Annotated in this window: 21 protein-coding genes; 9 read left to right on the forward strand and 12 right to left on the reverse strand. The window is 38.7% G+C overall.

Features of this window, described 5'->3' with window-relative positions; genetic code table 11:
• The first annotated feature begins 21 nt into the window (after nucleotides 1–21).
• Nucleotides 22–219 (forward strand): hypothetical protein, encoded by a 198-nt coding sequence (locus IEV57_RS00880; RefSeq protein WP_188439406.1) that lies wholly within the window; start codon nucleotides 22–24, stop codon nucleotides 217–219.
• A gap of 1 nt (nucleotide 220) precedes the next feature.
• On the opposite strand, the gene IEV57_RS00885 is transcribed toward IEV57_RS00880, so the two are convergent.
• Together IEV57_RS00885 and IEV57_RS00890 are read right to left on the reverse strand one after the other, a co-directional pair.
• The gene (locus IEV57_RS00885) at nucleotides 221–676 is read right to left on the reverse strand and encodes a hypothetical protein (protein ID WP_188438666.1); all 456 of its coding nucleotides are present in this window, start codon (nucleotides 674–676) and stop codon (nucleotides 221–223) included.
• A gap of 99 nt (nucleotides 677–775) precedes the next feature.
• On the reverse strand, nucleotides 776–1135 hold the full coding sequence (locus IEV57_RS00890) for a DUF3127 domain-containing protein (RefSeq protein WP_188438668.1): 360 nt from the start codon (nucleotides 1133–1135) through the stop codon (nucleotides 776–778).
• 454 nt (nucleotides 1136–1589) lie between these two features.
• Between IEV57_RS00890 and IEV57_RS00895 the strand changes: the two genes are divergently transcribed.
• Both IEV57_RS00895 and IEV57_RS00900 read left to right on the forward strand, forming a co-directional pair.
• The gene (locus IEV57_RS00895) at nucleotides 1590–2192 is read left to right on the forward strand and encodes an RNA polymerase sigma factor (protein ID WP_188438670.1); all 603 of its coding nucleotides are present in this window, start codon (nucleotides 1590–1592) and stop codon (nucleotides 2190–2192) included.
• A complete protein-coding gene (locus tag IEV57_RS00900) occupies nucleotides 2167–2400 on the forward strand; it encodes a hypothetical protein (protein WP_188438672.1) in 234 nt (77 codons plus the stop codon). Before IEV57_RS00895 ends, IEV57_RS00900 begins: the two co-directional genes overlap by 26 nt.
• 71 nt (nucleotides 2401–2471) lie before the next feature.
• Here IEV57_RS00900 and IEV57_RS00905 read toward each other — a convergent pair whose 3' ends face one another.
• Nucleotides 2472–3350 carry an alpha/beta hydrolase gene (locus IEV57_RS00905; RefSeq protein ID WP_188438674.1) on the reverse strand — a complete coding sequence of 293 codons (879 nt, stop codon included), beginning with the start codon at nucleotides 3348–3350 and terminating at the stop codon, nucleotides 2472–2474.
• Nucleotides 3351–3746: 396 nt separating this feature from the next.
• Between IEV57_RS00905 and nth the strand changes: the two genes are divergently transcribed.
• Genes nth through IEV57_RS00920 form a run of 3 tightly spaced genes read left to right on the forward strand, consistent with a single transcriptional unit; the run spans nucleotide 3747 to nucleotide 7429 of the window.
• A complete protein-coding gene (gene nth, locus IEV57_RS00910) occupies nucleotides 3747–4418 on the forward strand; it encodes an endonuclease III (RefSeq protein WP_188438677.1) in 672 nt (223 codons plus the stop codon).
• Between the two features lie 3 nt (nucleotides 4419–4421).
• The gene (gene asnB / locus IEV57_RS00915; RefSeq protein ID WP_188438678.1) at nucleotides 4422–6212 is read left to right on the forward strand and encodes an asparagine synthase (glutamine-hydrolyzing); all 1791 of its coding nucleotides are present in this window, start codon (nucleotides 4422–4424) and stop codon (nucleotides 6210–6212) included.
• Nucleotides 6209–7429: a glycosyltransferase family 4 protein gene (locus IEV57_RS00920; protein ID WP_188438680.1), complete on the forward strand. Its 1221-nt coding sequence runs from the start codon at nucleotides 6209–6211 to the stop codon at nucleotides 7427–7429. The genes asnB and IEV57_RS00920 overlap by 4 nt, the downstream gene beginning before the upstream one ends.
• Here the strand turns inward: IEV57_RS00920 and gldB are convergent.
• Nucleotides 7398–8408 carry a gliding motility lipoprotein GldB gene (gldB, locus tag IEV57_RS00925; RefSeq protein ID WP_188438682.1) on the reverse strand — a complete coding sequence of 337 codons (1011 nt, stop codon included), beginning with the start codon at nucleotides 8406–8408 and terminating at the stop codon, nucleotides 7398–7400. The two genes, IEV57_RS00920 and gldB, sit on opposite strands and share 32 nt — an antisense overlap.
• 459 nt (nucleotides 8409–8867) lie before the next feature.
• On the opposite strand from gldB, the gene IEV57_RS00930 reads away from it, so the two are divergent.
• Entirely contained in the window at nucleotides 8868–9833 is a 966-nt protein-coding gene (locus IEV57_RS00930; RefSeq protein ID WP_188438684.1) for a fasciclin domain-containing protein, read from the forward strand.
• Between the two features lie 138 nt (nucleotides 9834–9971).
• Nucleotides 9972–11336 (forward strand): fasciclin domain-containing protein, encoded by a 1365-nt coding sequence (locus IEV57_RS00935; RefSeq protein WP_188438686.1) that lies wholly within the window; start codon nucleotides 9972–9974, stop codon nucleotides 11334–11336.
• A gap of 287 nt (nucleotides 11337–11623) precedes the next feature.
• Here the strand turns inward: IEV57_RS00935 and IEV57_RS00940 are convergent, their stop codons facing one another.
• Both IEV57_RS00940 and IEV57_RS00945 read right to left on the reverse strand, forming a co-directional pair.
• The gene (locus tag IEV57_RS00940; RefSeq protein WP_188438688.1) at nucleotides 11624–13702 is read right to left on the reverse strand and encodes a protein-disulfide reductase DsbD family protein; all 2079 of its coding nucleotides are present in this window, start codon (nucleotides 13700–13702) and stop codon (nucleotides 11624–11626) included.
• A 142-nt stretch (nucleotides 13703–13844) separates the two neighbouring features.
• A complete protein-coding gene (locus IEV57_RS00945; RefSeq protein WP_188438690.1) occupies nucleotides 13845–15233 on the reverse strand; it encodes a dipeptidase in 1389 nt (462 codons plus the stop codon).
• Nucleotides 15234–15395: 162 nt separating this feature from the next.
• Here IEV57_RS00945 and IEV57_RS00950 point away from each other — a divergent pair, with 162 nt between their 5' ends.
• A complete protein-coding gene (locus tag IEV57_RS00950) occupies nucleotides 15396–16376 on the forward strand; it encodes an NADPH:quinone oxidoreductase family protein (RefSeq protein ID WP_188438692.1) in 981 nt (326 codons plus the stop codon).
• Nucleotides 16377–16602: 226 nt separating this feature from the next.
• Here the strand turns inward: IEV57_RS00950 and purU are convergent, their stop codons facing one another.
• From purU to IEV57_RS00980, 6 genes are all read right to left on the reverse strand, one after another.
• Nucleotides 16603–17457, reverse strand: a complete 855-nt coding sequence (gene purU, locus IEV57_RS00955; protein WP_188438694.1) for a formyltetrahydrofolate deformylase — start codon at nucleotides 17455–17457, stop codon at nucleotides 16603–16605.
• 180 nt (nucleotides 17458–17637) lie between these two features.
• Nucleotides 17638–18699: an alginate O-acetyltransferase AlgX-related protein gene (locus tag IEV57_RS00960; protein ID WP_188438695.1), complete on the reverse strand. Its 1062-nt coding sequence runs from the start codon at nucleotides 18697–18699 to the stop codon at nucleotides 17638–17640.
• Between the two features lie 3 nt (nucleotides 18700–18702).
• Nucleotides 18703–20151 (reverse strand): MBOAT family O-acyltransferase, encoded by a 1449-nt coding sequence (locus IEV57_RS00965; protein WP_188438697.1) that lies wholly within the window; start codon nucleotides 20149–20151, stop codon nucleotides 18703–18705.
• A 15-nt stretch (nucleotides 20152–20166) separates the two neighbouring features.
• Entirely contained in the window at nucleotides 20167–20595 is a 429-nt protein-coding gene (locus IEV57_RS00970; RefSeq protein WP_188438699.1) for a PH domain-containing protein, read from the reverse strand.
• A 188-nt stretch (nucleotides 20596–20783) separates the two neighbouring features.
• A complete protein-coding gene (locus tag IEV57_RS00975) occupies nucleotides 20784–23714 on the reverse strand; it encodes a DEAD/DEAH box helicase (protein ID WP_188438701.1) in 2931 nt (976 codons plus the stop codon).
• Nucleotides 23715–24819: 1105 nt separating this feature from the next.
• Nucleotides 24820–25437: a hypothetical protein gene (locus IEV57_RS00980; RefSeq protein WP_188438703.1), complete on the reverse strand. Its 618-nt coding sequence runs from the start codon at nucleotides 25435–25437 to the stop codon at nucleotides 24820–24822.
• Nucleotides 25438–25992 lie beyond the last annotated feature (555 nt).

The raw sequence follows: 25992 nt of genomic DNA on the forward strand, positions 1-25992 counted from the left end.
CAATTATCCGCAAGAATATTTATGAAAAATAAGCAACTGTTGTCAAAGCGGACAATCATCAAAAACAACATGGATTTCAATAAAATCATCAAATTCAAAATTGGAAAAGAAGACTGGGAAATGCCTTTGGGCGTTATCCTACTTCTTGGAGGCATCACTTTAGCAATGATTATTGGTGGACTTTTTATGGGTTTTAAGTTTGGCGAAAACCTCCAATAACTTAATCTAAAAACAGTCCCCAGCCATCATCATAGCGTTCTGTTGCATCAAATCCTTTTACCCAGACTCTGAACAGATCCTTGAATTCTACAATAGCATCACGAAGCAACTGCAAATGCTCTTCTGCATGGGTTCCTTCCAATGCCAATTGATAAGTCATGCTACCCAAACTTCTTGCATGCACCTTCATGATGACCGCATTCTCCATTTTTAAAATGTAGTCATTTACTCCATGGGCTGCGGAAAACTTTGCTCCAAGCAAACCAGCACTTTCCATCATCAATGTTCCATAGAGCTCTCTCCTAGCTTCATCGAGAGAGCCGACTAATGCATGCGTCAATTCAAAAATCTCTAATGATTTGGTTCGTAGTGGATGGTTTTTCATTTTGTCTCGTTCATTTCGAAACTCTTCCGCATCCTCTTCATTGAAGTCATTGTCATTAAAATCATCCCACATAGCAAAAAACAATTATAATTTAAAAATTAATCAAAAATTTGAACTGTCTCTTTTCTAATTTGTTAAAAAGGTTCTAGAAAAGAGACAGTTACTTATTTTTTAGAATGGCAAAACATCACCTTCATCACTTGAAAATGAAGTCACATCAGGCATCGCTGCCGAGTTGTTCTGAGACTGAGGACTTGCTGCTGCTCCACCTTGTCTATCTACTTTCCAAACTTTGACGTCCGTGTACCATTTACCATTATATTCTCTACTTTCAATTTCAATTCCAGCGTTGACTTGATCACCCTGTTGAAGATTGAATGAATCAATTTTATCTCCCCAAACAGCCAAAGCCACTTTTTTAGGGTAATTTCCCTCTGTCTCAAGGATATAATCTTTTTTCCTCCAAACACCATTTCTGCCGTTTCCACTTTGCTCAGCCATTACCTGAACAATTTTTCCGTTGATTTCCATATATATAGCTATTTTATTGTTTTCCTCTGAAAAACGAAGGTAATAAAATCAGGCAACAAACACCATTATTCAACCTGATGTGTGCAGTTAAAAATCACTAATTCCTTGTCAAGATATCACATTTTCACAAAATTTTTCTAAAACTCAATCATATAATCAGACCAAGATTTTCAACAATTTTTTATTGAATATTCATAAACCAACTTTCTGCATGAAGGATCACCACACCTAAAACATGTATAAATAACCAAATTTAATTTTTTCAAAATTAATCTAAACATCTGAATAATGCCTCTAAACATGTATTTACAAAAAGGATAGCTTTAAAAAATTTAATTCATCTATTTGGAAGAGTGTTTTTGAATCTATACATTTGGTAGCATTCGTAATTATTGTTTCACCCCAAAAAATATAATATGGCATAAACCTCTACGTTATTTAAAAGTCAAACAGTATGAGTAAAAGGATTGGTCCTAAAGACAGCGAACTAATAACACAGTATAGAGGTGGAAGCGAAGCTGCATTCGAGATGTTGATGGAAAAATATCAATCAAAGGTATATACCACCATCTATTTGATCGTAAAAGATCAAGGAGTTGCAGAAGATTTATTGCAAGATGTATTTATCAAAGTGGTCCAAACACTCAACTCAGATAAATACAACGAAGAGGGGAAATTTCAGCCATGGTTAATGCGAATCGCACATAACCTAGCCATTGATTATTTTAGAAAAAGTAAACGCTATCCAACCATCATTATGGAAGATGGCGCAAATTTATTCAATACCTTAAGGTTTGCGGAAGAAACAGTGGAAGATCTTCAAATTAAAGAAGATACCCTTAACCTTGTCCGCAAATTGATTGATGAATTACCTGAAACACAAAAACAGGTATTGATCATGAGGCATTACATGGACTTGAGCTTTCAGGAAATCGCAGAACAAACAGGAGTCAGTATCAATACTGCCCTAGGAAGAATGCGATATGCCTTGATCAATATGAGAAAAAAAATGAAACAATTAAACTTTGCCTATGACAAAAATATTTACCCCAAATGACTTGGTTAGATATATCTACCAAGAAATGAGTGAGGGTGAGAATGAACTTCTAGTGCAGGCCTTACATCAAGACGAGTCTTTGATGGAAGAATATTTATACATGCTGAGCACGATTGAGAAGTTGGACGAAATCATTCTTCATCCTTCCGAAAAAGTAGTAAACGCAATTCTTCGGAAAGCTAAATCTACAGGACTCGAAAGAGTATGAACCTTTTAAATAAACCGGTAAGCCTGAGTCGAAAAACTCAGGCTTTTTTTATGATCTTTCTCCAATCCAAATCAATCGAGCTTCGTTTTCAAAAACACAGCAGCTTTGGAAATCAAATCCTGATTCACAGTTGGTGAAAACCCATGAGCACCATTTTGAATATACTCACGCAAAAATGGAACACGTGCAGCTTCTAATTTATTTTCCAGCAACTGACTTTGCTGAATAGGCACAACATTATCTGACGTCCCGTGAAAAAATACGGTCGGAACACTGCTTGAATTGATGAAATTGGTTGGGCTTGAATTCGCATAGCCCGAAGGATTACTCGTTGGTGTTCCTCCAATCAGCGCCTCTAACAAAGCGGTAGTGAGAAAGTTGAACCCATAAAATGTAAGGAAATCTGTGGGTGGAAAAAAGGCCACCACTGCCTTCACCAAACCATCCGTATTGTTTTTGTAACTATGCAATAAGGCCAAATGCCCTCCTGCGCTGCCTCCTGCTAGGACCACATCAGAACCCACATCCCAGTCGGCTAGTCGGGATTTGACATACTCCATCATGTTTTCAATGTCTTCTTCTTGATTTGGAAATTTATTGCTTCCTGTAGTGATGTTGTACAAGCGATAGTTGACGGAGACGAATGCATAATCTCCTAATTCCGCTTCCAACCAGGGTTTGAATTGCCCAAATTCTGATTTATCTCCATCCGTCCACGCTCCACCATGAACCCAAATAAATAATTTTGTCTTATCAGTTGAGCGATTGGCAGGAAGATAAACATCTATTTTCTGTCTTGGATGGTTTCCATAAGCATCATCCATGATTTCCGCCGCTACGCTTGGGTCTAGGTTTAAAGGTACTTCTTCCTGCTCAGCACATCCTAACATCAAAAAAGTGAAAAGTAAAAAAATTAAGCCTCTTGAGAACATATTGGATATCTTTTGCATTGCTAACCTGTTTTACAATTTCAAATTAAACGATCTCTTCTCGTTCTTGTTGTAATTTAATAAATATGTATTTCCATTTATACACCAGTAACCATTTAAAATAATCTAAATCCTATATTTGGAATACATTGGACCGTTAGCCGTCGACGCTTGTGTGCCTAGTTGACAAATTATCCGCAAGATGATTTGTGCTAATATAATATGCTGATGTCAATGAGAATAATTATAAAAAAAATTGGATATCCGCTTTCTTACCAGTAGCCATTTATAATATTGTATGTAGTTCATTTCAATCAGCTGTGATCTCTTGACTATGGACTCTTTTGCGCCACGGCGTAGCTGGCGATTATTCACATATTGGTGTCATCTCGGATAATCATTTAAAAAAAAATAGATATGCTGAAAAAGGAAAGATATAAAACATTCATTGATCATTTTGAGGAAAACATGCCCGTTGCAGAAACGGAGTTGAGCTATGAAAACCCATTTCAATTGCTCGTTGCCGTTGTCCTCAGTGCCCAATGTACAGACAAGCGCGTCAATATAGTCACCAAAACACTTTTCCAACATTTCCCTACAGCGGAACATCTAGCTGCTACGACATTTGATGAGCTATTTCCTTATATCAGAAGCATCTCCTATCCAAATAACAAAACGAAACACCTCATCGGATTGGGAAAAATGCTTGTCAATGACTTCAACAGCGAAGTTCCATCAACAGTTGAAGAATTGGTTAGACTGCCCGGAGTGGGCAGAAAAACTGCCAATGTCATCACCTCAGTAGTTTGGAATCAGCCCAACATGGCTGTGGATACGCATGTATTCCGCGTTTCCAAAAGATTAGGCTTGGTACCGCTCAATGCAAAAACCCCTCTTGAAGTTGAAAAACAATTGATCAAAAATATCCCTTCACAATATGTCCACAAAGCACATCATTGGTTGATTCTGCACGGCAGGTACGTTTGCTTGGCGCGTAGACCTAAGTGCGAAGAATGTACAATAACTCATTTTTGCAGATATTTTGAGAAAGCCAACAAGGTCAAAGTGTCGACTTCTACACCAGAATAAACTATGTGTGGAATCAATCTGATTATCAAGCCTGAGTGTGATGGAAAAGAGGCAATCGAGAGAATGATGCTTTCTACAGCACACCGTGGTCCTGATTTTTCTGACTTCTGTAAAATCACTGATCAAGTTTGGATAGCAGGAAATCGGCTCAAAATTCTTGATCTCAGTGAGGCCTCTAATCAACCCATGTGGTCAGATGATCGTATGGCGGTCTTGGTTTGGAACGGAGCACTTTACAATTATCAAGATCTAAGAAATCAATTACTAGACTTGGGCTACACTTTCAAAACGAATTCAGATTCTGAGGTTTTCTTACTTTGGCTCAAGCACTATGGTGAAGAAAAAATAACCGAGCTTCAAGGCATGTTTGCTTTCACTTTTATCAATTTAGCGAAAAAAGAAATCATTGTAGCGCGTGATCCGTCTGGTGAAAAACCACTTTATTTTTACCAAAACGATCAAAGCTGGCTTTTTTCATCTGAAGCAAGGGGAATTAATTCGGCTTTGATTTCTCAATCAAAAATCAATCAAGATCAATTTTTGCCATATTTCTATTCCAGACACTGCTTCCCGGATGCAAGTTTCTTCAAAGGAGTACATCAAGTACTGCCTGGCACAGGATATGTGATCGATTTTGAAGGAAATCTACTCAAAAATCTCAGTTGGACGCATCAGAAACTAGCAAACACCAGCCCTAACCAAGCTGAGTTTGAAAGCAGACTTAAGGATGCGGTCCTGAAAAATTTCCACACCGAAAGACCAGTGGGAGTGATCCTCAGCGGAGGTGCAGACAGCAGTTTACTCTACCAACTTTGGCTAGAAGAAACGGGGCAGCCTATGCCGACTTTCACGGTGGCATTTGACAAGAAGCTGCAAGGAAAATATGCTGATCCGACTTTTGCCCGGAAACTGACCAATAGATTTGAAGGCTATCATCATGAAATTTTGGTCACGCCAGAGAAGATTATGGAGAACTGGCAGGAATATATCAACACCCTGGACCAACCTATTGGCGACAGCGCTAGCATTCTAACTTGGCTGTTGGCCAAAGAAGCAAAAGAAGAGGTTCAAGTTTTGATCTCGGGCGCAGGGGCTGATGAACTTTTCGCAGGATACAACAGACATTTGGCCTTTTTGAAATACCTTCAAAGACCAAAACTTTATAAAAATTTAAAAGGAATTACAGCAGGATTTCCGCTTCCAGCATCTCTAAAAAAATTCCTATCTGGAATTGATCAAGATCCTCGAAGAACTTTTATAAACTTCAGTTCTCTACAAAATATCCCTGAAGAAGAATATTCAAAATTCTTAGCTTGGTATCCTGAAGAGGAATCAAATTTCCAAAATGCGCTGCACTTTGACAGAACATATTACCTCATCAATGATGTGCTCAAAATCCATGACAATGCCTGCATGGCGCACGGCATCGAAGGACGAGCCCCTTACCTAGACTTTGAATTGATTCAATGGACCAAGAGCTTTTCTGAGGCATCAAGCATTGCTTTTGCTGGAAAGAAGCTGATCAAAACCGCATTAGAAAATCGGGGTTTGAAAAAGATCGCAAACAGGAAAAAGATCGGTTTTGGCCTTCCGCTCAAAGAATGGTTTTCAGAAAATCCAAAGTTTAGAAATTGGGTTTATTCCGAAATCAAAAATATGCACGGCACTTGGGGGAGATATTTTCCACAAGCCATGCAGCCTTTAACGAAAGAACCTCAAAAAGCCTCAAAAGACCAGTTTCTATTGATTTGGAATATGTTTATCTTAGCATCCTGGCTGAAAAATAAGCAATGAGAATCATCTATATCCATCAGTATTTTTTGACGCCCGAAGAAGGAGGCGCCATTCGCTCTTACCACCTTGCCAAAGGAATGGTAGAGGCTGGAATTGCTGTGGATATGATTACTACACACAATAAGCCTTATTATGACCTGAGAATTATCGATGGGATTCATGTACACTATCTTCCCGTCGCTTACAGTCAAGAGTGGGGATTTGTGAAAAGGATCAAATCATTTATTCATTTTGTCCACTTGGCTAGAAAGTGGGTGGCCAAATTGCCGCGACCAGATTATTTGTACATTACCTCCACGCCACTGACAACCGGATTGATAGGGCTTTGGGCAAAGCGGAAGTTTGCGTTACCCTATATATTTGAGGTACGGGACCTTTGGCCTGATGCACCCATCCAAGTTGGGGCGATCAGAAATCCGATTCTGAAAAACATACTTTATGCACTAGAAAAGCGGATTTACAAACATGCATTGAAATGTATCGCCCTTTCTCCAGGTATAACAAATGAAATCAGAAAAAGGACCGAAACACCGATATCCATTATCCCCAACTTTGGAGACACAGCTTATTTTACTCCAGAGAAAAAAGACCCTCAATTATTACACAAACTCAAGCTCAAAGATAGTTTTACCATACTCTATGCAGGCGCAATCGGTCAAGTCAATGCTGTAGAGGAGTTGCTGGATATTGCAAAGCTTGCCATGGATAGAGGCAAAGATTACCAATTTCTCGTCATGGGAAAAGGAAGTCAACTGCCCAATGTGCTTCGAAAAGCTGAAAAGCTAGCTTTGAATAATTTCAGATTCTTTGATTTTGGCAACAAAGAAAAAGTGCGCTACTTGCTGAACCTATCAGACATGGCTTTTATTTCCTTTGACCACCTGCCGGTATTGAAAACCAACAGCCCAAATAAGTTTTTTGATGCCTTGGCTGCCGGCAAAGCTATTTTAGTCAATCATAAAGGCTGGGTATGTGAGCTTACCAAAAAATATGAACTCGGTATTTATCACAATCCGACCAAGCCTGAGCAAACACTAGATAAAATTGAAAAAATGCTTGAAAACGCTTCGGACCTCCCAAAATTTCAGCAAAACGCACGCAGCCTAGCCCTACAATTTTTTACAAAAGAAATGGCCGTAAAACGTGTATTAGCAGTTTTGGATTCAAAGAAATTTGGAAATGAATTTACTGACGAGGTTTATATCCTGACTGCCTAAATAATTTTTCAACATCTTCCATTTCCATCAATTCATCCAATGAAATGTCATTATTGAATCGGTAATCGTCTACAATATTCCACCCAAGCCACCTGCCAACTCTGCCCGGCGCATCTTGACTGATTACATCTGTTGCAGGTGCCTCACCCGTATATTTTCGGATCTCAAAAGGGTTCGTTTCATAAAGCAAATCATTCTCTATAAAATGTGACCAAATGAATTCTTCATTGGCGAAACAAGCTACCACTTCCTCAGAGGTATATCCAATGATAAAATCATCTGCTGTGCAAGGCAAAATACTTTTTGTAAAATGATAGGCTTTTCCATAAAAAATCATCTCTGCCAGCAGAGTGTTTTGCTTGGGGTCTACCTTGTTGTATTTGGAAGAAATGGCTGTCACCACCATGGGAACTATATATTCTCGATCATACCGATCTGAAATATATCTCGGCAAATCTGTCGGTTGAAATTCATGCTCTTTGGGTAAAAAATAATCTAGTCCAATCACAATCATCTCATCGCTGATGTAAAGGTCATTGCTAAACCCAGTCAGAAATGTATATACCTTCGGTGTATTGAAATCAGGAAAATGATACTTGATGTAAGCAAATGCATGACTCAAATCCTGATCTAATTGATTTAGATCAGGATAGTTTTCTTGAACCTCTGCATAAAGTTCCTGCATTAAAGTGTCCTGATTGATGAACATCAATTCTTGAGCAAGCTGCTCTTTGGATTCGTAAAGTTCTACTTCCAAGTAATCTTTGGCAAAATCAGGATATTCTTCAAGGAGAAACAAAAACTCTTCCTCAGTAGAGGCGGTATAAAATTGCTTTTCCAATCTCACGATTGATAAGTCGATGGGAACATCAAGAATTTTTTCATCTAGTTCACATTTTTCTTGAGTATTACCACAAGATGATAGCAGAAACAAACCGCAAGATAGGGTAAGAATAAAATGTAAAGATTTGGTGTTCATTTTAATCAGCTATTTAAACCCAAATGTAAGAGACAAATTACACAAAGTCATAATTTTTGGCAGAGTAGGTATAAATTGCTTAAATAAAACTGGTACATCCGCTTTCTATCAAGTAGCCACTTAAAACTATATCTGCTGCTCCTGTGGCCTTTCAACTGTTGACCGAGCACTTCGACAATTATCTGAAAGATTATTTGTAATAGAATCACATACTTGTGTCATAGAGAGAAAATATAATTATTATAAGATGAATATGCTTATTTGTATTTAACTTTAGTATAACACCGCATAGAATCATTGCGAATAAAATATAATAAATAAACTTTTTTATACTATTCATTTACTTAATTAGGCATTTTAAATACAATTACCATATTTATTTGCGATAATAACTAACAAAACGAGTAGCGCCTAGGTTTATGTATTGTATTTTTAATTTTAACTAAACCAACAAAAATTATGAAAAAGAACAGTTTATTCAATTGGAATCTCAAGATTACTGCGGTTGCAATTGCATTGGGATTTGGTCTTGTCGCTTGTAATGATGACGATGATACCCCAATGATCGAAACAAACACTATTGTAGACGTTGCCTCTGGAAATGCTAACTTCTCTACACTAGTAGCCGCAGTGGATAGAGCAGATTTAGTTGCTACTTTATCAAGCCCAGGTCCATTCACGGTATTCGCTCCTACAAACGAGGCTTTTGGAAGTTTCCTAGACGCTAATGGCTTAACTGCTGATCAATTATTGGCAAATCCTGACCTCGCTGATATTCTTACTTACCATGTAGTTAGTGGTTCTGTAGGGTCAAGCGATGTAGCTGCCGGCAGAGTAAATACGGTTGAAGGTTCTCCTTTTTATGTAAGTGTTGATCCAGATCAAAGAATATGGATTAATGGATCCGCTGAGATTACACAAACAGATATCGCAGCTTCGAACGGTATCATTCATGTGTTGGACAAAGTAATAGTAGCCCCAACGCAAAACATTGCTGAAATAGCTACTGGTTTTGCAAATTCTGATGAACCACAATTTACGCAATTAGTTGCTGCCTTGGTTAGAGCTGACCTGGTAGACGCATTCATGGGTGGAATCGATGACAATTTTACTGTATTCGCACCAACTGACGCTGCTTTTGAAGCGCTGTATGACGCACTAGGTCCAGATGTTAATGGTATCGATGATATTGAAATTGGATTGTTAACAAATGTGCTTAGGTATCATGTGGTGCCAGAGACAAGGGCATTTTCTCAAGATTTAACTGAAGGTGCATCGCTTCCTACACTTTTAGCAGGCTCAAACTTGACTGTTGATTTGGCTAACCTGCAAATCAATGAATCTGGTCTAGTTACAAACCTTCTTAATGTACATGCAACAAATGGTGTGATACACGTAATTGACAGTGTATTATTACCAGAATAATTTATTAAAAATAAGTTCTCAGAAAGGGTTGTCGATGGCAACCCTTTTTTTATGCTCAATAAGTTCTAATTGAAAACTATTACTTGGTAACTTTGGTATAAATACTGCAGCAAGTTCAAAAGTTCGTTTATTTGAGTCATGATGAAATTCCAACCCGCTTCCTTTTTCAAAAATATATTTCTGATATTGATTTTTCCAGTTGCGTTCATAGCTTGCAACGATGTACATGATCTTCCTCCAAGCAATGAACAACTACTGATCGAAACAGCAGCTGAAAGAGAAAATTTATCTTTGTTTGTACAAGCAATCGATCATGCAGGCTTGAGACAAGCCCTTTCTGATCAAGGGCCTTTCACCATTTTTGCTCCTAATGATGAAGCCTTTCTAGAGACTTTACGCTTTTTGGGAGCCTCTTCTATTCAAAATATACCAAGAGACAACCTAGCTGCGCTACTTGTTTACCATGTTATCCCCGGAAGAATCCTCTCCAACCAAATTCCAACAGGAGATGTCGAGACATTTTTGGAAAATATAGTCCTCAATATTAGCAGAACAGGAGGAAATATTGTTTTAAATGATTCTGTAAGAGTTATCACCAGAAACATCGAGGCAAGAAATGGGATGATTCACGAAATTGACAAAGTTCTTTTTCCACCATCCAATTCCATATTAGATGTGATAGAAAACAATGGCTTCTCTAGTTTACTCAATGCCATATTCCAAGCAGATCTTGATGAAGAATTAGCAAACGAAGGACCTTTCACACTTTTAGCTCCAAACAATACCGCTTTTACAAGATTTCTCAATGACAATGATTTGACTTCTGCTGAACTTTTAGCTTTGCCAAACTTGGGAGACATCCTTAAAACTCACCTCTTGGGAGGAATAATTCCTGCCGCGGGGCTAGAATCAGGAGCCTATATTTCTGCTACAGAAGACCCCATTTTCATCAGTATAGCACCAAATGGAGCCATATGGATCAATGGAAATACACGAGTAACTTCCACCAACATTGGTGCTGATAATGGACTTGTACACGTCATTGATTATATCATCTTTTCCCCAACAAAACCCCTGTCTGAATTGATTTTGGAATTTACAACAGCTCAATCACCACAATTCATGCATTTGTATGCTGCCTTGGAAAAATCGGGATTGACAGCAAGTTTGAATCGAGGTTTTGAAGATAATGTGACGCTTTTCGCCCCAACTGATGAGGCCTTTGAAGCGCTTTTCGTCAAACTTGGAGTATCTGGACTTGATGACATCCCTGCAGAAACCTTAAGCCGAATCTTGCAATACAACTTATCCCCTCAAAGACTTTTCTCCCAAGACTTAAGGGAAGGCGCCACATTACCAACGCTAATCAGCGGACAAACACTCACCGTAAATTTAGCACAACTCCAAATCAATGAATCTGGCCTTATTTCGGATTTCCTGAATATTCATGGCCAAAATGGTGTCCTCCACGGAATTAACAAAGTCCTGATCCCAGAAGATTAAACTATCGGAAATTTTTTTACCACGGATAAACACAGATGAACACAATTATTCTCTGCGTTCCTCTGCGGTTAATAAAATTTTACCAAAGATGATCAGAGGAAATTCTGCACGCATAAAAACAATTCAAAAAAACCGAGTCTTTTGTGTTTATCTGTGGTTAAATACTTTTTGATTCTGTCAAAAATATATGAAGGCGTAGTTACAAACTACGCCTAGTTGGTGCGCCATTCATAAAGAAAATCCAAAAACCGTGTCTTTTGTGTTTATCTGTGGTTAAATAATTCCTCCTACCTTCTTGTAAACTCTTCCTTCGCAGTGTCTAGGAAATCGATGAAATTAGGGATGCTTGTGTCATAGCCTTTTGGGCGGATAAGCAATTCTTCCTGATGATCCAAAATCACATAATAAGGCTGTGCATTATTATTAAATCTGGTAATCTGAAAGTCTGCATTCTGCTTCCCAATGGTTTTCTTCTCTTTGCCATCGTACTCGGATACATACCAATCTGATTCGGGTAATTCAAATCTTTCATCGATATACAAAGCCACCAAGACAAAATCCTCATTCAATCGCTGCATCACCTGAGGATCAGACCAAACTCGAGCTTCCATTTCTCTACAATTCACACATCCATGACCCGTAAAGTCTATAAACAAGGGTTTTCCTGTTCGCTTAGCTACCGCCAATGCTTGGTCATAATCAAAGTAGCCTTGAACTCCCGGAGGAAAATGTAAGAGATCTGCATATTTCGGGACTTCATCGAGTTGATTTGCTTCTGAGATGCCTGAACCTCTATTTTCCATGATATTGAAATCATGTGTTGCCATAGGAGGAAGGTAACCGCTCAGTGCTTTCAATGGCGCTCCCCAAAGTCCAGGGATCAAATATACCACAAACACAAATGTAGAAATCGCTAACATCAACCTTGGCACTCCGATAGTTTCCATCGGTGAATCGTGCTTGGTTCGGATTTTTCCCAAGAGATAAAAGCCTAACAAAGCAAAAATAACAACCCAAATGGCAATGTAAATATCCCTATCCAACAAGCCCCAATGATATACCTGATCGGCAACAGATAGGAATTTGAATGCCAAAGCCAATTCTAGGAAACCCAAAACTACCTTCACAGAATTCAACCATCCACCTGATTTTGGAAGTGAGTTTAGCCAATGTGGGAAAACAGCAAAAAGCGTAAATGGAATGGCAAAAGCCAATGAAAAGGCAAACATGCCCAAGATTGGTTTCAACAATGCGCCACCAGCAGAACTAATCAAAATAGATCCTACAATCGGTCCTGTACATGAAAATGATACCAAAACCAATGTGAATGCCATGAAGAATATTCCTGTCATCCCGCCTTTATCGGCTTTTTCATCCATTTTATTAACAAAACTGCTAGGAAGGGTCAACTCAAACAAACCCAAAAAGGCAAATGCAAAAAAGATGAAAACCAAGAAGAAAAAGACATTGGGAACCCAATGGGTGGATAACCAATTGGCGAACTCAGGTCCTTGAATGGCAGCAACCGCCGTACCGGCAATCGTATAAATGGCGATAATGGAGAATCCATAAACAAAAGCATTTCTTATTCCTGAAGCCCTTGATTTAGACCTTCCCGTGAAGAAAGTAACGGTCATCGGGATCATCGGAAATACACAAGGCGTCAACAAAGCTGCTAACCCTGCTAAAAATGCCAAAATCATAAAACCAATCAAACTTTCTTGCTCACCATGTGCCTCTAAATCAATATAAGTTCTTTCTTCTGATGCTGATTGGTTTGGAACAACCACTTCCTGCTCAACAGAATCTGCTACAATATTTTCTTCAACTTCCGCCTCTGTAGAATCAGCTGTTACATCTACTACAGCAGGACTTACCACAGCAATCGCTTTTGCCTTGATCACAAAATCCTCCTCAAATGGCACACACTGACCTGTCACATCCGTACACATTTGATACCCCAAAAACCCATCTATTGTGATGTTTTCCGCAGTAATCTTTATGGTTTGCTCAAAGCTGCCTGATCCTTCAAAATAGGTCACATCACCTTCCCAAACTTCATCGAATTTCTTCTTGGGATTGATCGCTTTCAGTTTACCAACTAAGCTAAAACCACTTGAATTTTTTTCATCAAGCTCCAACTCAGTCAACATAGGACCCAAGTCTGGATCAAAATCATTGGAATAGATGTACCAATCTCTCGGAATCTGTGCTTTGAAGATCAACTTTACTTCATCACCAACTTGGGGTTCCTTCTCGGACAACTGAATCGTCCACCTCGGTGGAGCAATCATTTGCGCTATAGCAGTGCTTGTAAGGAGTAAAAAAAGAGAAAGAATCAGTGAAGATTTAATTAGTCTTGACATGGTATGTGTTTGGATGCTAAACTGATTTTTAAAAGGATAATTGAACCAAGAAAGTTCAGTGATAAATGTTCGATTAGGAATAGACAAAAGAAAAACTCCAAACTCAGCGAAATATGCAGTTTGGAGTTTTTCTAAAGGCAATTTATTTACCCGCTTGCTCTTTGAAATATTTGAAGAACAAAGCGATAGTTTCTATTCCCATGTAGTAGTTTTTCACTCCATAATGCTCGTTTGGAGAATGCAATGCATCCGTATCCAATCCAAAACCAAGCAAAATTGGATCTAAGCCAAGTTCTTGTTGGAAGAGAGAACAAATTGGAATAGAACCTCCCTCTCGGGTCGGGATCGCTTTTTTACCAAAAGCTTCCTGAATGGCCAAATCTGCCGCTCTGTAACCTGGAGTGTCTGTGGATACAACCGCTGCTTGACCTCCATGATGCGGGGTAACTTTCACTTTTACAGAATCTGGAGCAATGGATTTGAAATGTGCTTCAAATAGTTTTGAGATTTCCTTATGATCTTGGTTGGGTACCAAACGCATGGAAATCTTTGCATAAGCCTTGGAAGGAAGAACTGTTTTGGCACCTTCTCCTGTGTAGCCTCCCCAAATTCCATTCACATCCAAAGTTGGTCGAATTCCAACTCTCTCAATCGTGGAATATCCTGCTTCTCCATGCACATCATTGATGTCCAATTCTTTTTTGTAAGCTTCCAAATCAAATGGAGCATCATTCAACGCTTGTCTGTAAGCAGCTGAATATTCCTCCACTTTATCATAAAAGCCCGGAATAGTAATGTGATTATTTTCATCCTGAAGAGATGCGATCATCTTACAAAGGATATTGATTGGATTGGCAACTGCTCCTCCATACGTTCCTGAGTGCAAATCTCTATTTGGACCAGTCACCTCCACTTGCATGTAAGATAAACCACGAAGACCTACGGTCACCGAAGGGTTCTCCAAGGAAATCATATGTGTATCAGAAACCAATACCACATCTGCTTTCAATTTTTCTTTATTTTCTTTGACAAAAATATCCAGATGCTCAGAACCAACTTCCTCTTCGCCCTCTATCATAAATTTGATGTTGCAAGGCAGGTCATTGTTGGCCATCATGGCTTCGAATGCTTTTACATGCATGTAAAACTGCCCCTTGTCATCTGCCGAACCACGAGCAAAAATAGCGCCCTCGGGATGTCTAGCTGTTTTTTTGATTACTGGCTCAAATGGCGGCGAATCCCACAATTCATAAGGATCCGCAGGCTGCACATCATAGTGACCATATACCAATACCGTTGGAAGCGATGGATCAATTATCTTTTCTCCATAGACGATCGGATAGCCTGCTGTCTGACAAAGTTCTACTTGGTCAGCACCTGCTTTCTCTAAGCTCTCTCTTACAAATTCCGCTGCTGCAAAAACATCTCCCTTGAATTTGGGGTCTGCACTGACCGATGGAATTCTAAGTAGATCTAAAAGTTCATTAAGAAATTTTTCCTGATTGTCCTGAATATATTTTTTTACTGACATACTTGGGTTTGGATTATTTTCCACATCTGATTGAATTCAACCGATATATGGAAATATTATGAATTTAAAATCATGCAAAGTTCAAGGCTTTTGAAAGCGATTTGCGTGGGCAAAATTACGTTTTATATCATCAATTGCCTATTTTAGAGAAAACTTTTATCTATGCGAGCTATACTTTGCCAACAACACGGATTACCTGATACCCTGATTTATACGGACATTCCCGAGCCAGTTTTGGGCAAAGGAGAGGTGCTGATTCAAGTGGCCGCCTGCGCGGTCAACTTCCCCGATGTGCTGATCATACAGGATAAATATCAGTTCAAGCCAGAACTCCCTTTTTCCCCCGGTGGAGAAATATCGGGAATTGTAGAGCAAGTCAGTCCCGAAGTCAAAAACCTCAAAGTAGGACAAAGGGTTTTGGCACTCTGTGGCTGGGGAGGTTTTGCAGAAAAAGTAAAAGTCCAAGCTGATCGTGTTTTTCCCATTCCACCACAAATGGATTTTATCACTGCAGCATCTACGCTCTATACTTTCGGCACTGCCTATCATGCCTTGAAAGATCGGGCAGAAATCAAACCCGGAGAGACTTTGCTCGTTCTTGGTGCATCGGGAGGCGTTGGGTTGGCTGCTGTAGCTTTGGGGAAAGTCATGGGAGCTAAAGTCATCGCCGCCGCTTCAACTACCAAAAAATTGGAAATCTGCAAACTACATGGAGCTGAGCAAGTGATCAATTATGAAACAGAGAACCTCAAAGAGCGAATCAAGGAACTGACTGAGGACAAAGGAGTCGATGTGATTTTGGATGTGGTAGGAGGGAAATATGCCGAGCCTGCACTTCGGGGCATGGCATGGAAAGGGAGATATCTTGTAGTTGGATTTGCAGCAGGCGAAATCCCAAAACTGCCATTTAACTTAACTTTACTCAAAGGTTGCTCGGTGATGGGTGTATTTTGGGGGAGGTTTTCTTCCGAAGAACCACAAAAAAATCAGCAAAATATCCTGGAACTAGTCAGCATGATTCAAAAAGGCCAAATCTCCCAACACATTCATCAAACTTACCCATTGCAAGACGCCCCACAAGCCCTTCAGGACATGCTTGACAGAAAGGTCATTGGGAAGGCGATTGTTGAAATAGGAGAATAGTTGATTAAGTTATTGGGTTGATTAGGAACTAGATCTATTGCCCTCTCTTTGTACTTCGTACATGGTTCTTTGTAAAATTTGTCCGCCGTGGCGGATCACAATTTTAGTTAATTAAGTTAATGGTCAAATAGTGATTAAAAAATAAAGATTCACATAGCATGGGGAATAAACCATGATTTGAAAGGTTAATTAGAAAACTCCTCTCATCCGAGTCATCTGAGTTCCATTAATAGAAGATCACTGTTTTATTCCCTACCGCATAGACCTTGTTTTCTAAGTGATATTTGATTGCTTTGGATAAAACCACTTTCTCGATATCCTGACCCATCTGAACCAAATCAGATACGGTGTTATGATGACGAACACGCGCAACATCTTGTTCGATAATGGGACCTGCATCGAGTTCTTCGGTGACATAATGCGCAGTAGCACCAATTATTTTCACTCCTCTTTCATACGCTGCATGATAAGGCTTCGCTCCAACAAAAGCTGGAAGAAAGGAATGATGGATATTGATAATCTTATTCGGGAATTTTCTGATAAACTCCCCACTCAGAATCTGCATATACCTAGCCAATACCACAAAATCAACTTGATGACTTTCCAAAAGCTCAATCTGCTCTTGCTCTGTAGCCTTCTTGTTTTCCTTGTTCATCGGGATATAATGAAAAGGAAGTCTGAATGCTTCAACCACTCGTTTTAGATCCTTGTGGTTTGAGATAACTAAAGGAATCTCTACATCAAACTGTCCTGAATAATAACGACTCAAGATATCAAAAAGACAATGGGACTGTTTAGATACAAAAAGTGCCATTTTAGGCTTTCTGTCATTGAAATACAATTGATACTCCATGCCAAAATTTGCGCCTACTTGGGCTTGGAAGACGGTTTCAATTTCATCTTTTGCCAAACCAAAGCTATCCAATTCCCAGGAAGCCCGCATAAAAAACATCCCCAATTCTTGATCTACATGCTGATCTATTTCAAGAATATTGCCTTGATAAGCGTATAAAAATGCTGACACAGCCGAGACAATCCCTTTCTGATCCTTGCATTGAATGATTAAAATTGCTTTATCCATAATAAAATAGGTTTGTGACTTAAAGTTCAAATAATTTAATCGGTACAACCGCTTCTACACCAGTAGCCATTGATCATATTGTATGAAGTTCATTTCAGTCAGCTGAGATCGCTTATGCGCCATGGTGTAGATGGCTGTCGACAGTCGACGATTTTATCCACATAAATATCAGCCATCTATTCACTTGCTGCCTTCATTGCGGATCATCAAATCGTAAATTTCATCTGCTATAATATTTGCACCTACAGGAGACCAATGGGTGTCATCATAATAATAAATATCTTTTTCTACTCCCAACCTGCTAGACAGCAAGCGATAGGTATCCACATTTTTGTAACTTTTCTCAGCATCCTCATAAATCGAGAAAAAGACAGGTGGTGTAAATCTCGATTGATCTTCTATGTATGGATAATATAAATCATACTTATCAGGACTAATGATCACAATCAATTCAATATCTATTTGAGCTAATAAATTACTCAATTTATCCAGTACTTTGATACTATTTAGAGTTCTCAAGGAATCATTTTTTGCATTTAATTTCTGAAGATCTCTTTTATAGAACAGCAAATTGTCTGGATTATTGGTAAATAGATTTTCGCTATTTGTGCTGACTTTGTAGGTATTGGAGAAAAACGGTTTGTCAGCAAACAAGTATTGTAAATTGTTCAGAGGCATTTTTAGCGTTGCGTCTGAAAAAAACTGTAAATTATAATTGGGAGCTTCACTTTTGTGATTCTTTACTTTACGCGATAGTTGTTTCAAGTCAATGCTATCCTCAAAATCAATGTTTTTTGTTCTATCGTTGATGTCCCTTTCTATAGATTGTAAAACGATATACTTTGGATGTATAATATCGAACAAACCAGAGTTCATTAATCCTACTAAAGACTGTAAAGGATTGCTTCCAGAGATAAATCTATCAATGTGCAGAACCGATAGGCCTTTGTTTGCTAAGAAATTTTTATAACCAAAATCATCTTGCTCTGAAAAAGAATCCCCTATAGTAATCACATCAAAGGATTCTTTTGAGGTCAAATTGGTTTCTGACAATAGCCTGTATTGCTTAGATAGGTTGTATTGGCTGTTGATGAGACTTTTCGGAGAAGGATTCGAATAAAAATATCCCATTCGCGCTAGGTCACCATCTTCATCTCTTTGATCATAGTAATACACATTGAATGAATATAACAAGATGAATGGAATGACGAAAATGCTAGTATTTAGTAAAAACTTCTTCATAGTTTAAAATTGAAAGTAAATAAACTGCTGTTCATTTTGCCCAAACCAAAATATCAAAATGATAAATATGAAATACATTCCACGTCTTAGAGGCCGGCTCCATTTTAAACCTAGCTGTTGAATTGCAAATTGATTTTCACGACCACCCCATTCAATAAGCATAAAAATAAGGATTACAATAAACAGTCTAAATGCACGTCCAACTCCAGAGAACTCCGGTAAAGTAAATAACGAAGAAGAAAAAATTGATCCAATATAACTGAAGGCATGATCAATAGAATTGGCTCTAAAAAAAATCCATGACAGTACCGTGAGACCAAAAGTAAGCGACATAAGAGCAGACTCTTTTAAACTCGGAAAGAATTTCCCTTTTGCGACTACATCAAGATTATTCCGGTTGTTTTTAGTAAGCAGAAGCGGTAGGAAATACAAGGCATTCAAAGCTCCCCACACCACAAATGTCCAATTTGCTCCATGCCAAAAGCCACTAACAATAAAAATAATGAATGTATTTCTCACCTTCAACCAAGTACCACCAAGACTTCCTCCCAAAGGGATGTAAAGGTAATCTTTGAACCATGTGGACAAAGAAATGTGCCAACGTCGCCAAAATTCAGCGATATCCCGTGAGAAATAAGGGAAAGCAAAGTTTTGTTTTAAGTTGAAGCCAAATAAGCGGGAAGTTCCAATAGCTATATCTGAATAGCCTGAGAAATCACCATAAATCTGAAATGTGAAAAATATGGCCCCGACAACTAAGGTGCTCCCTGAGAAATCACTTGAATTGTTAAAAATTAAGTTTGCAAATTCCGCACAGTTGTCAGCAATTACTATTTTCTTGAATAGCCCCCAAAGGATTTGACGCATTCCATCCACAGCTTTTGAATAATCAAATTCACGCTTTTTATAAAATTGAGGCAATAAATTTGTCGCTCTCTCGATCGGCCCAGCTACTAATTGAGGGAAGAAACTTACAAAAGCAGAAAATGCGATTAGATCTTTGGTAGGCTCTAAGTTTCTTTTATAAACGTCTATCGTATAGCTCAATGTCTGGAAAGTATAGAAACTAATTCCCACAGGTAAGATTATATTTAATGAGCTGGCTTTTATCTCTGATCCAAAAAAGGTAAATGCAGTCACAAAATTGTCTATAAAAAAATTGTGATATTTGAAGAAACCAAGAAAGCCAATATTCACTAAAATACTTGTCCAAAGTAAGGTTTTACGCTTGATTTGATTTTTCTCAATAAAAAGAAGGCGTCCAATGGTATAATCAACAATCGTACTGAAGATGATCAAAAAAAGAAAACGCCAGTCCCACCAACCATAAAATACTAAGCTCGCGATTACAATCAATAAATTTTGAAGTTTCAAATTCTTATTGATCACAAACCAATACAGGGCAAATACTATCGGTAAAAATATTACGAAGTCTATCGAATTAAAAAGCATCTGTTTTTATTCCTTTTAATGTTTTACTGTCAATTTGATTTCTGGATTTATCTCCAATAAGTCCGCAATCATTTCATCATTATTTTCTGGAGCTAAATAAACATCATCATATTTATTATACTTGATGATCAGACCTTTACTTGCCAGCGCAGGTTTTACTCCGCTCCACATAGTTTCTCCCTTTCTGATTTCTTTTATGGTAAGAATCTCTATTTTTCCTCTCAAAAACGCTGAATGATAAATCAAGTGGTGATTTTCTATTTTGTAAAAAGTGTCAACATAAATCCAAAATAGCAGCGTAGATGGGCTCAAAAAAGGCAAAAGAATAAGTGGGCTTTCCGTGAAAGTACGCATATCGAAAAAGAAAATCACTACTGGTAATAAAATAGATCCCATCAATAAATAATTGATCAACCCCTTCCTGTTTGCCTTATAAATTTTCATTCAATTAAGGTTTTTCATTCAACTTAAACACAAAAGTTATTTAGTCAATTAGGTTATTGGTCGAATAATGATCAGTGAGTTGAGTCAACTAGCCCCTCAATCACCTATTTACTCAATTGACTAGTCCCCTAATCCACTAGTTCCCCAATCAACTTTCCAACCTTAAAACATTCAAACCTTTCAACTTATTACTCCAACAAGGCCTCAATATCATTCTTGCTCAAGCTCTTCATAAAGCTTTCTTCCGTGCTAATCAGTTCTCCGGCAAGTGCCATCTTACGTTCCTGCAAAGCCATGATTTTTTCTTCTACCGTATTTCTTGTGATAAATTTATAAATCATCACCTTATTTTCTTGCCCGATTCTATGTGCCCTATCGATGGCTTGTGCCTCCACAGCAGGATTCCACCATGGATCGAGAAGGAAGACATACTCCGCCTTGGTCAAGTTCAAACCGACACCTCCCGCTTTCAGGGAAATCAAAAATATCTTGACAGAATCATCTCCTTGGAAAGAAGTGACTTGTGCTTGTCGGTCTTTCGTAGAGCCATCGAGGTAAGCATATTTGATCTGATTTTCGTCCAGATAAGCCTTCACGATAGCCAAATGCCTTACAAATTGACTAAATACCAAAACCTTATGACCCTCACTCGCTGTGGATTTGAGCATGTGAATCACATCATCAAGCTTACCCGAATCTCCTTCATACTCCTTATTCGTCAACTTAGGGTGATTGGCAATCTGTCTCAACTGCGTCAAACCTCTAAGTAAAGTAAACTGCTGATTTTTTGCTCCCGGTGTGGAAAGCTCGGAAACAATCTTCTCCCGATAGTAGCTCTTCACTTCCTCATAAGCCTTTTCCTGATCTTCAGTCATGGAAGAGTATTTGACATTGATCACCTTCTCAGGCAAGTCTGTAGCTACCTGCGTTTTCAACCTTCGCATGATAAAAGGCTTGATCATCGCATGGAGCTTTGCGGCTTTATCCATGTCATTCTTCTTCTCAATAGGCTGCAAAAACTGCTTTTTAAACATGTTTTGATTGCCCAAAAGTCCTGAATTGATGAAGTTCATCTGTGACCATAGATCCATCGTGCCATTCTCTACAGGCGTACCTGTCAAGATCAACTTATGCCTACAATTCAACTCGCCCACTGATTTGGCAATGATACTTCCTGGATTTTTGATCGCTTGAGATTCATCTAGGATGATATAGTTGAAATAGAAGTTTTTCAATAACTCCAAGTCCAATCGAATAATCCCGTAAGAAGTTAAGACCAAATCATAATTCGCAAATCGACTGTTGTCCTTGATTCGCTGAGTTCCAGTGTAGGTCAATATCTTTAATCCAGGGGTAAATTTCTTAGCCTCCAATTCCCAATTGTAAATCAAAGAAGTCGGCATCACAAGCAGGGAAGTCGCACCCTCAGACACTTTCTTTTCGTGGGCTAAAAGTGCCAAGGTTTGTACAGTTTTACCCAAACCCATGTCATCTGCCAAGCAACCACCAAATCGATATTCGTTGAGGAACCTCAACCAATTGTAACCAGCCTTTTGATACGGTCTGAGTGTTCCCTTGAAAGTTTCTGGCAAGTCATATTCTTCGATCTGAGAGAAATCCCGCAACTTTTCAAGCTTCCTGCTCATGGTCAACTGCACGAGGTTGCTGTTTTGCAGCTCTTGTGCCAAAGCAATATGATGCTTTTTCAACCTCAAGGTCTTTTCTTCTACATTTTCATTGTCTTCAAGGAAGGCAAAAATCTCCGAATAATTCACAAACCAAGAGTCAGGAATAACTGCAATTTCACCATTAGGCAGCTCAAACTCGGATTTTCCTTGAAGCAAAAGCTTCCTGATCTTGGCAAAAGGGATCTTGTAAATACCAAATTTGATCAAGGCATTCACGTCGAACCAATCAATATTTTCATTGACCTCCACAGAGATCTGAGCATGTCCGATAAAATAGCGTTTTCCCTTGAAGGTGGAAGACTGTTGGATTTTGATGCCCATTTCTTCCAAGCTTTCTTTGTGGGTATTGATCCAGCCAAAGGCTTTTGATTTCTCCAAAGCGAAGCGGGAAGATTTAACGGGAAGGCCTAAGTCTTTCAAATAATCTCCATAAGACTTTTCTTTCACCACATCGCGGATTACTTTATGGAAAGTGTAATTGTCTCCTTCTTGCTCCAATTCAACATTGTTGGATGCACTTTCTTCAGATCGGAAAGCATAGTTTCCGTACTGAAACTTCAAGTCGAAAACTATTTTCTCTTCCTCTTCTTCGGCGTTTTTGTTACCAAATAAATCCGCTTTTGGTGCACCCGGAAGATCGCTCAAGCTTAAAACTGCCGAAGGAAGGCTGCGCTCTACTTTAATTTCAAACCCTTTGGCATAAACATCAAAAGAAGCAACCAACTGCGTGACAAATTTTTGGTAATACTGCTGCTCCACCTTTTTAGGGATGACAATAAATTTCTTGTTGAGGAAAGGCATCAGCTTCTTTCCATCTTCGCCCTTGGCAAAATGATAAAGATGATTGTCCACCACCATCCATGCTGGCTGATTACAGATCAAATAGGCATTGCGATACTGCCATTCTAGACGCTCTCCTTGATATTTGATCGTAGGGAAGTAGTGAGTATTTTCTTCATTTCTTCTAAAGTGAAAAAGTACAGAAGCAGGCTCCTCCATAATGAAAATCTCCCTCCAAATCGGGTTTCCATCATTGGCCATTTCAAAAAGTCGCTTACCCTTCATTTTCTCCAGGATTCTTGATCTCAAACCTTCCAATTTGAGCTCTATCATTTCTTGAGAAACCTTATTGCCTGTTTTTTCATCGTAAATTTTACGGAGATACTCTTTAGGCTTAAGCTTTTTGGTGTTGAGCTTTTTGGTGACGGCATCCTGTTGCATTTCGTCCATCATCTTGATCAGCTGATAGTCCACCTCATCCAAACCTGAGGCAAATTCATTCGCATTGACATGAGAAATATTCTGATGCGCAAGAGACAATCGCCCTTTTTCGTCTAATTGAATCACAAAGGATTCAAAAAGCAATCCTAGATATTCATGACTAAAAAGAGAATAAATAATTTCAAAAGGCTGGTCAGCTGAAACTTTCATAGTGGCTCGGTTCGGTCGAAGAAGCAAAATCAACGACACGTAGTTTTTTTCGAATTCAAACTAGTTCGAAAATTAGCAAATTATTTCGATTAAATGAAAAAATTAAACAGAAGGAGTAATGTACAAAGTATAATCCGCCACGGCGGACAAGTTTTACAAAGTACCAAGAGCTCAAGAACTAATAACTAAATCAACTAATCTCCATAATTGCCTTCATCCTTGGTAAATCAAACTCTAAATGTCGAATGTAAAACTTCGAATTATGAATTATGAAGAAAAAAAGAGCTGAAAATTGATCAAGTTCAATTGCCACAGGTTTTAATCTGTGAATTATAAAATGCTTAATAAAGCTCACAACACCCAAAGGTGTTGAACTTCTTAATAACCCTAGGTGAAACCTAGGGAAATAGCCCAACTTCCTCACCCCACCAACCCCGAAAAGGGTTGAACAAAAGAGCCTGTATATGTAGAAGAAAGACAAGTTTTGCTGTAAAAACCTCCCCCTAGGGAGGATCTGTATACCCTCAAATCAAAACTCTGCGCAACTCCGTGACTCCTCTGTGAATCTCAGTGCAACCCAAAAACCTGCTCTCCTTTAACAGGCAACCAATCCCACTAATATCAACATTACCCCCAAATCTGAATTCTAAAATCTAAAATGCACTGTGTTCATCCGTGTTTATCCGTGGTAAAATAAAAATCCGCATACAATCCCCAAATCAAAACTCTGCGCAACTCCGTGACTCCTCTGTGAATCTCCGTGCAACCCAAAAAACTGCTGTCCTCTTGCAGGCAACCAATCCCACTAATATCAACATCACCCCCAAATCTGAATTCTAAAATCTAAAATGCACTGTGTTCATCCGTGTCCATCCGTGGTAAAAAAAATCCACGTACAATCCCCAAATCAAAACTCTGCGTAACTCCGTGACTCCTCTGTGAATCTCCGTGCAACCCAAAAACCTGCTCTCCTCTTGCTGGCAACCAATCCCACTAATATCAACATCACCCCCAAATCTGAATTCTAAAATCTAAAATGCACTGTGTCCATCCGTGTTTATCTGTGGTAAAATAATCCGTGAAATCCGCGAAATCTGCGAGAGCCTCATCTTTTCCACACCCTGACAATGTCATATTTTACATAAAACATCAAAGGAATAAAAGTCGCCTCAGGATAAACCACTTCTCTACCATCAGCTTCATTGATCTCTTGGAAAGTAGGAGCCTCAACAGGCGTAATAAAGCGTAAGCCCAAAGTGATATTATTTCTTACAAGGCCAGCCTCAAGGCCTGCAGCAAAATTGTTTTTGTAAACACGTCTTGTATCATTCGTATTTACCCGTTGGGAAACGTGGCTTAGACCTAGTCCAGCACCTATGAAGGCATAACGTCGAGGATCTTTGATGGCAAATTTATAGCGAGTAAAAAACATAACATTAGTCCAATTAGCCAATCGAGAATTATACATGTCAAAATTAGCTGTAGTGATTATAGGCTTTCGTTCGGAAAAACTCAATTGTCCTGTTGTCAAAAAATCCAAACTAAAATCAAATCGGGAAACGGTTCTGTAGTTCAAAGCAGCTGTAGCCAAAACTTTCCCAGGTCCAAAAGCCCCATTGTCGAAAGTTGTCCCTAAACCAAGCCCTGCATCAATTTTGATTTCTTGTGCATGTGCAACAGAAAAAAACAGGAATAGCGCGGGTAAAAGAATTTTGAATTTCATAAAATCATCGTGGTTCGTTGAAAATAAATTATACCAATGCCGAAAAAAAGCACCTGTTTTAACTACGGTATTAAGGAAGAATATGTTGGGAGAAATATATAATTTATAAAAGATCGTATACCATGAGACTAATAATAATGCTGGTTTTTAATTATTTATTATAAAAAAATACACAAACATTTCAACTAATCCCCATAATCCCGATCCTCTGCAATAAATATTTTTAGCCACAAGGGAGCGCAGAGAAAAACAGTGTCCATCCGTGGTAAAATAAAAATCCGCATACAATCCCCAAATCAAAACTCTGTGCAACTCCGTGACTCCTCTGTGAATCTCCGTGCAACCCAAAAACCTGCTCTCCTTTAACAGGCAACCAATCCCACTAATATCAACATCACCCCCAAATCTGAATTCTAAAATCTAAAATGCACTGTGTTCATCCGTGTTTATCCGTGGTAAAATAAAAATCCGCATACAATCCCAAAATCAAAACTCTGCGCAACTCCGTGACTCCTCTGTGAATCTCCGTGCAACCCAAAAACCTGCTCTCCTTTA

Source organism: Belliella aquatica (assembly GCF_014637795.1).
In the GTDB taxonomy this organism is placed as follows: domain Bacteria; phylum Bacteroidota; class Bacteroidia; order Cytophagales; family Cyclobacteriaceae; genus Belliella; species Belliella aquatica.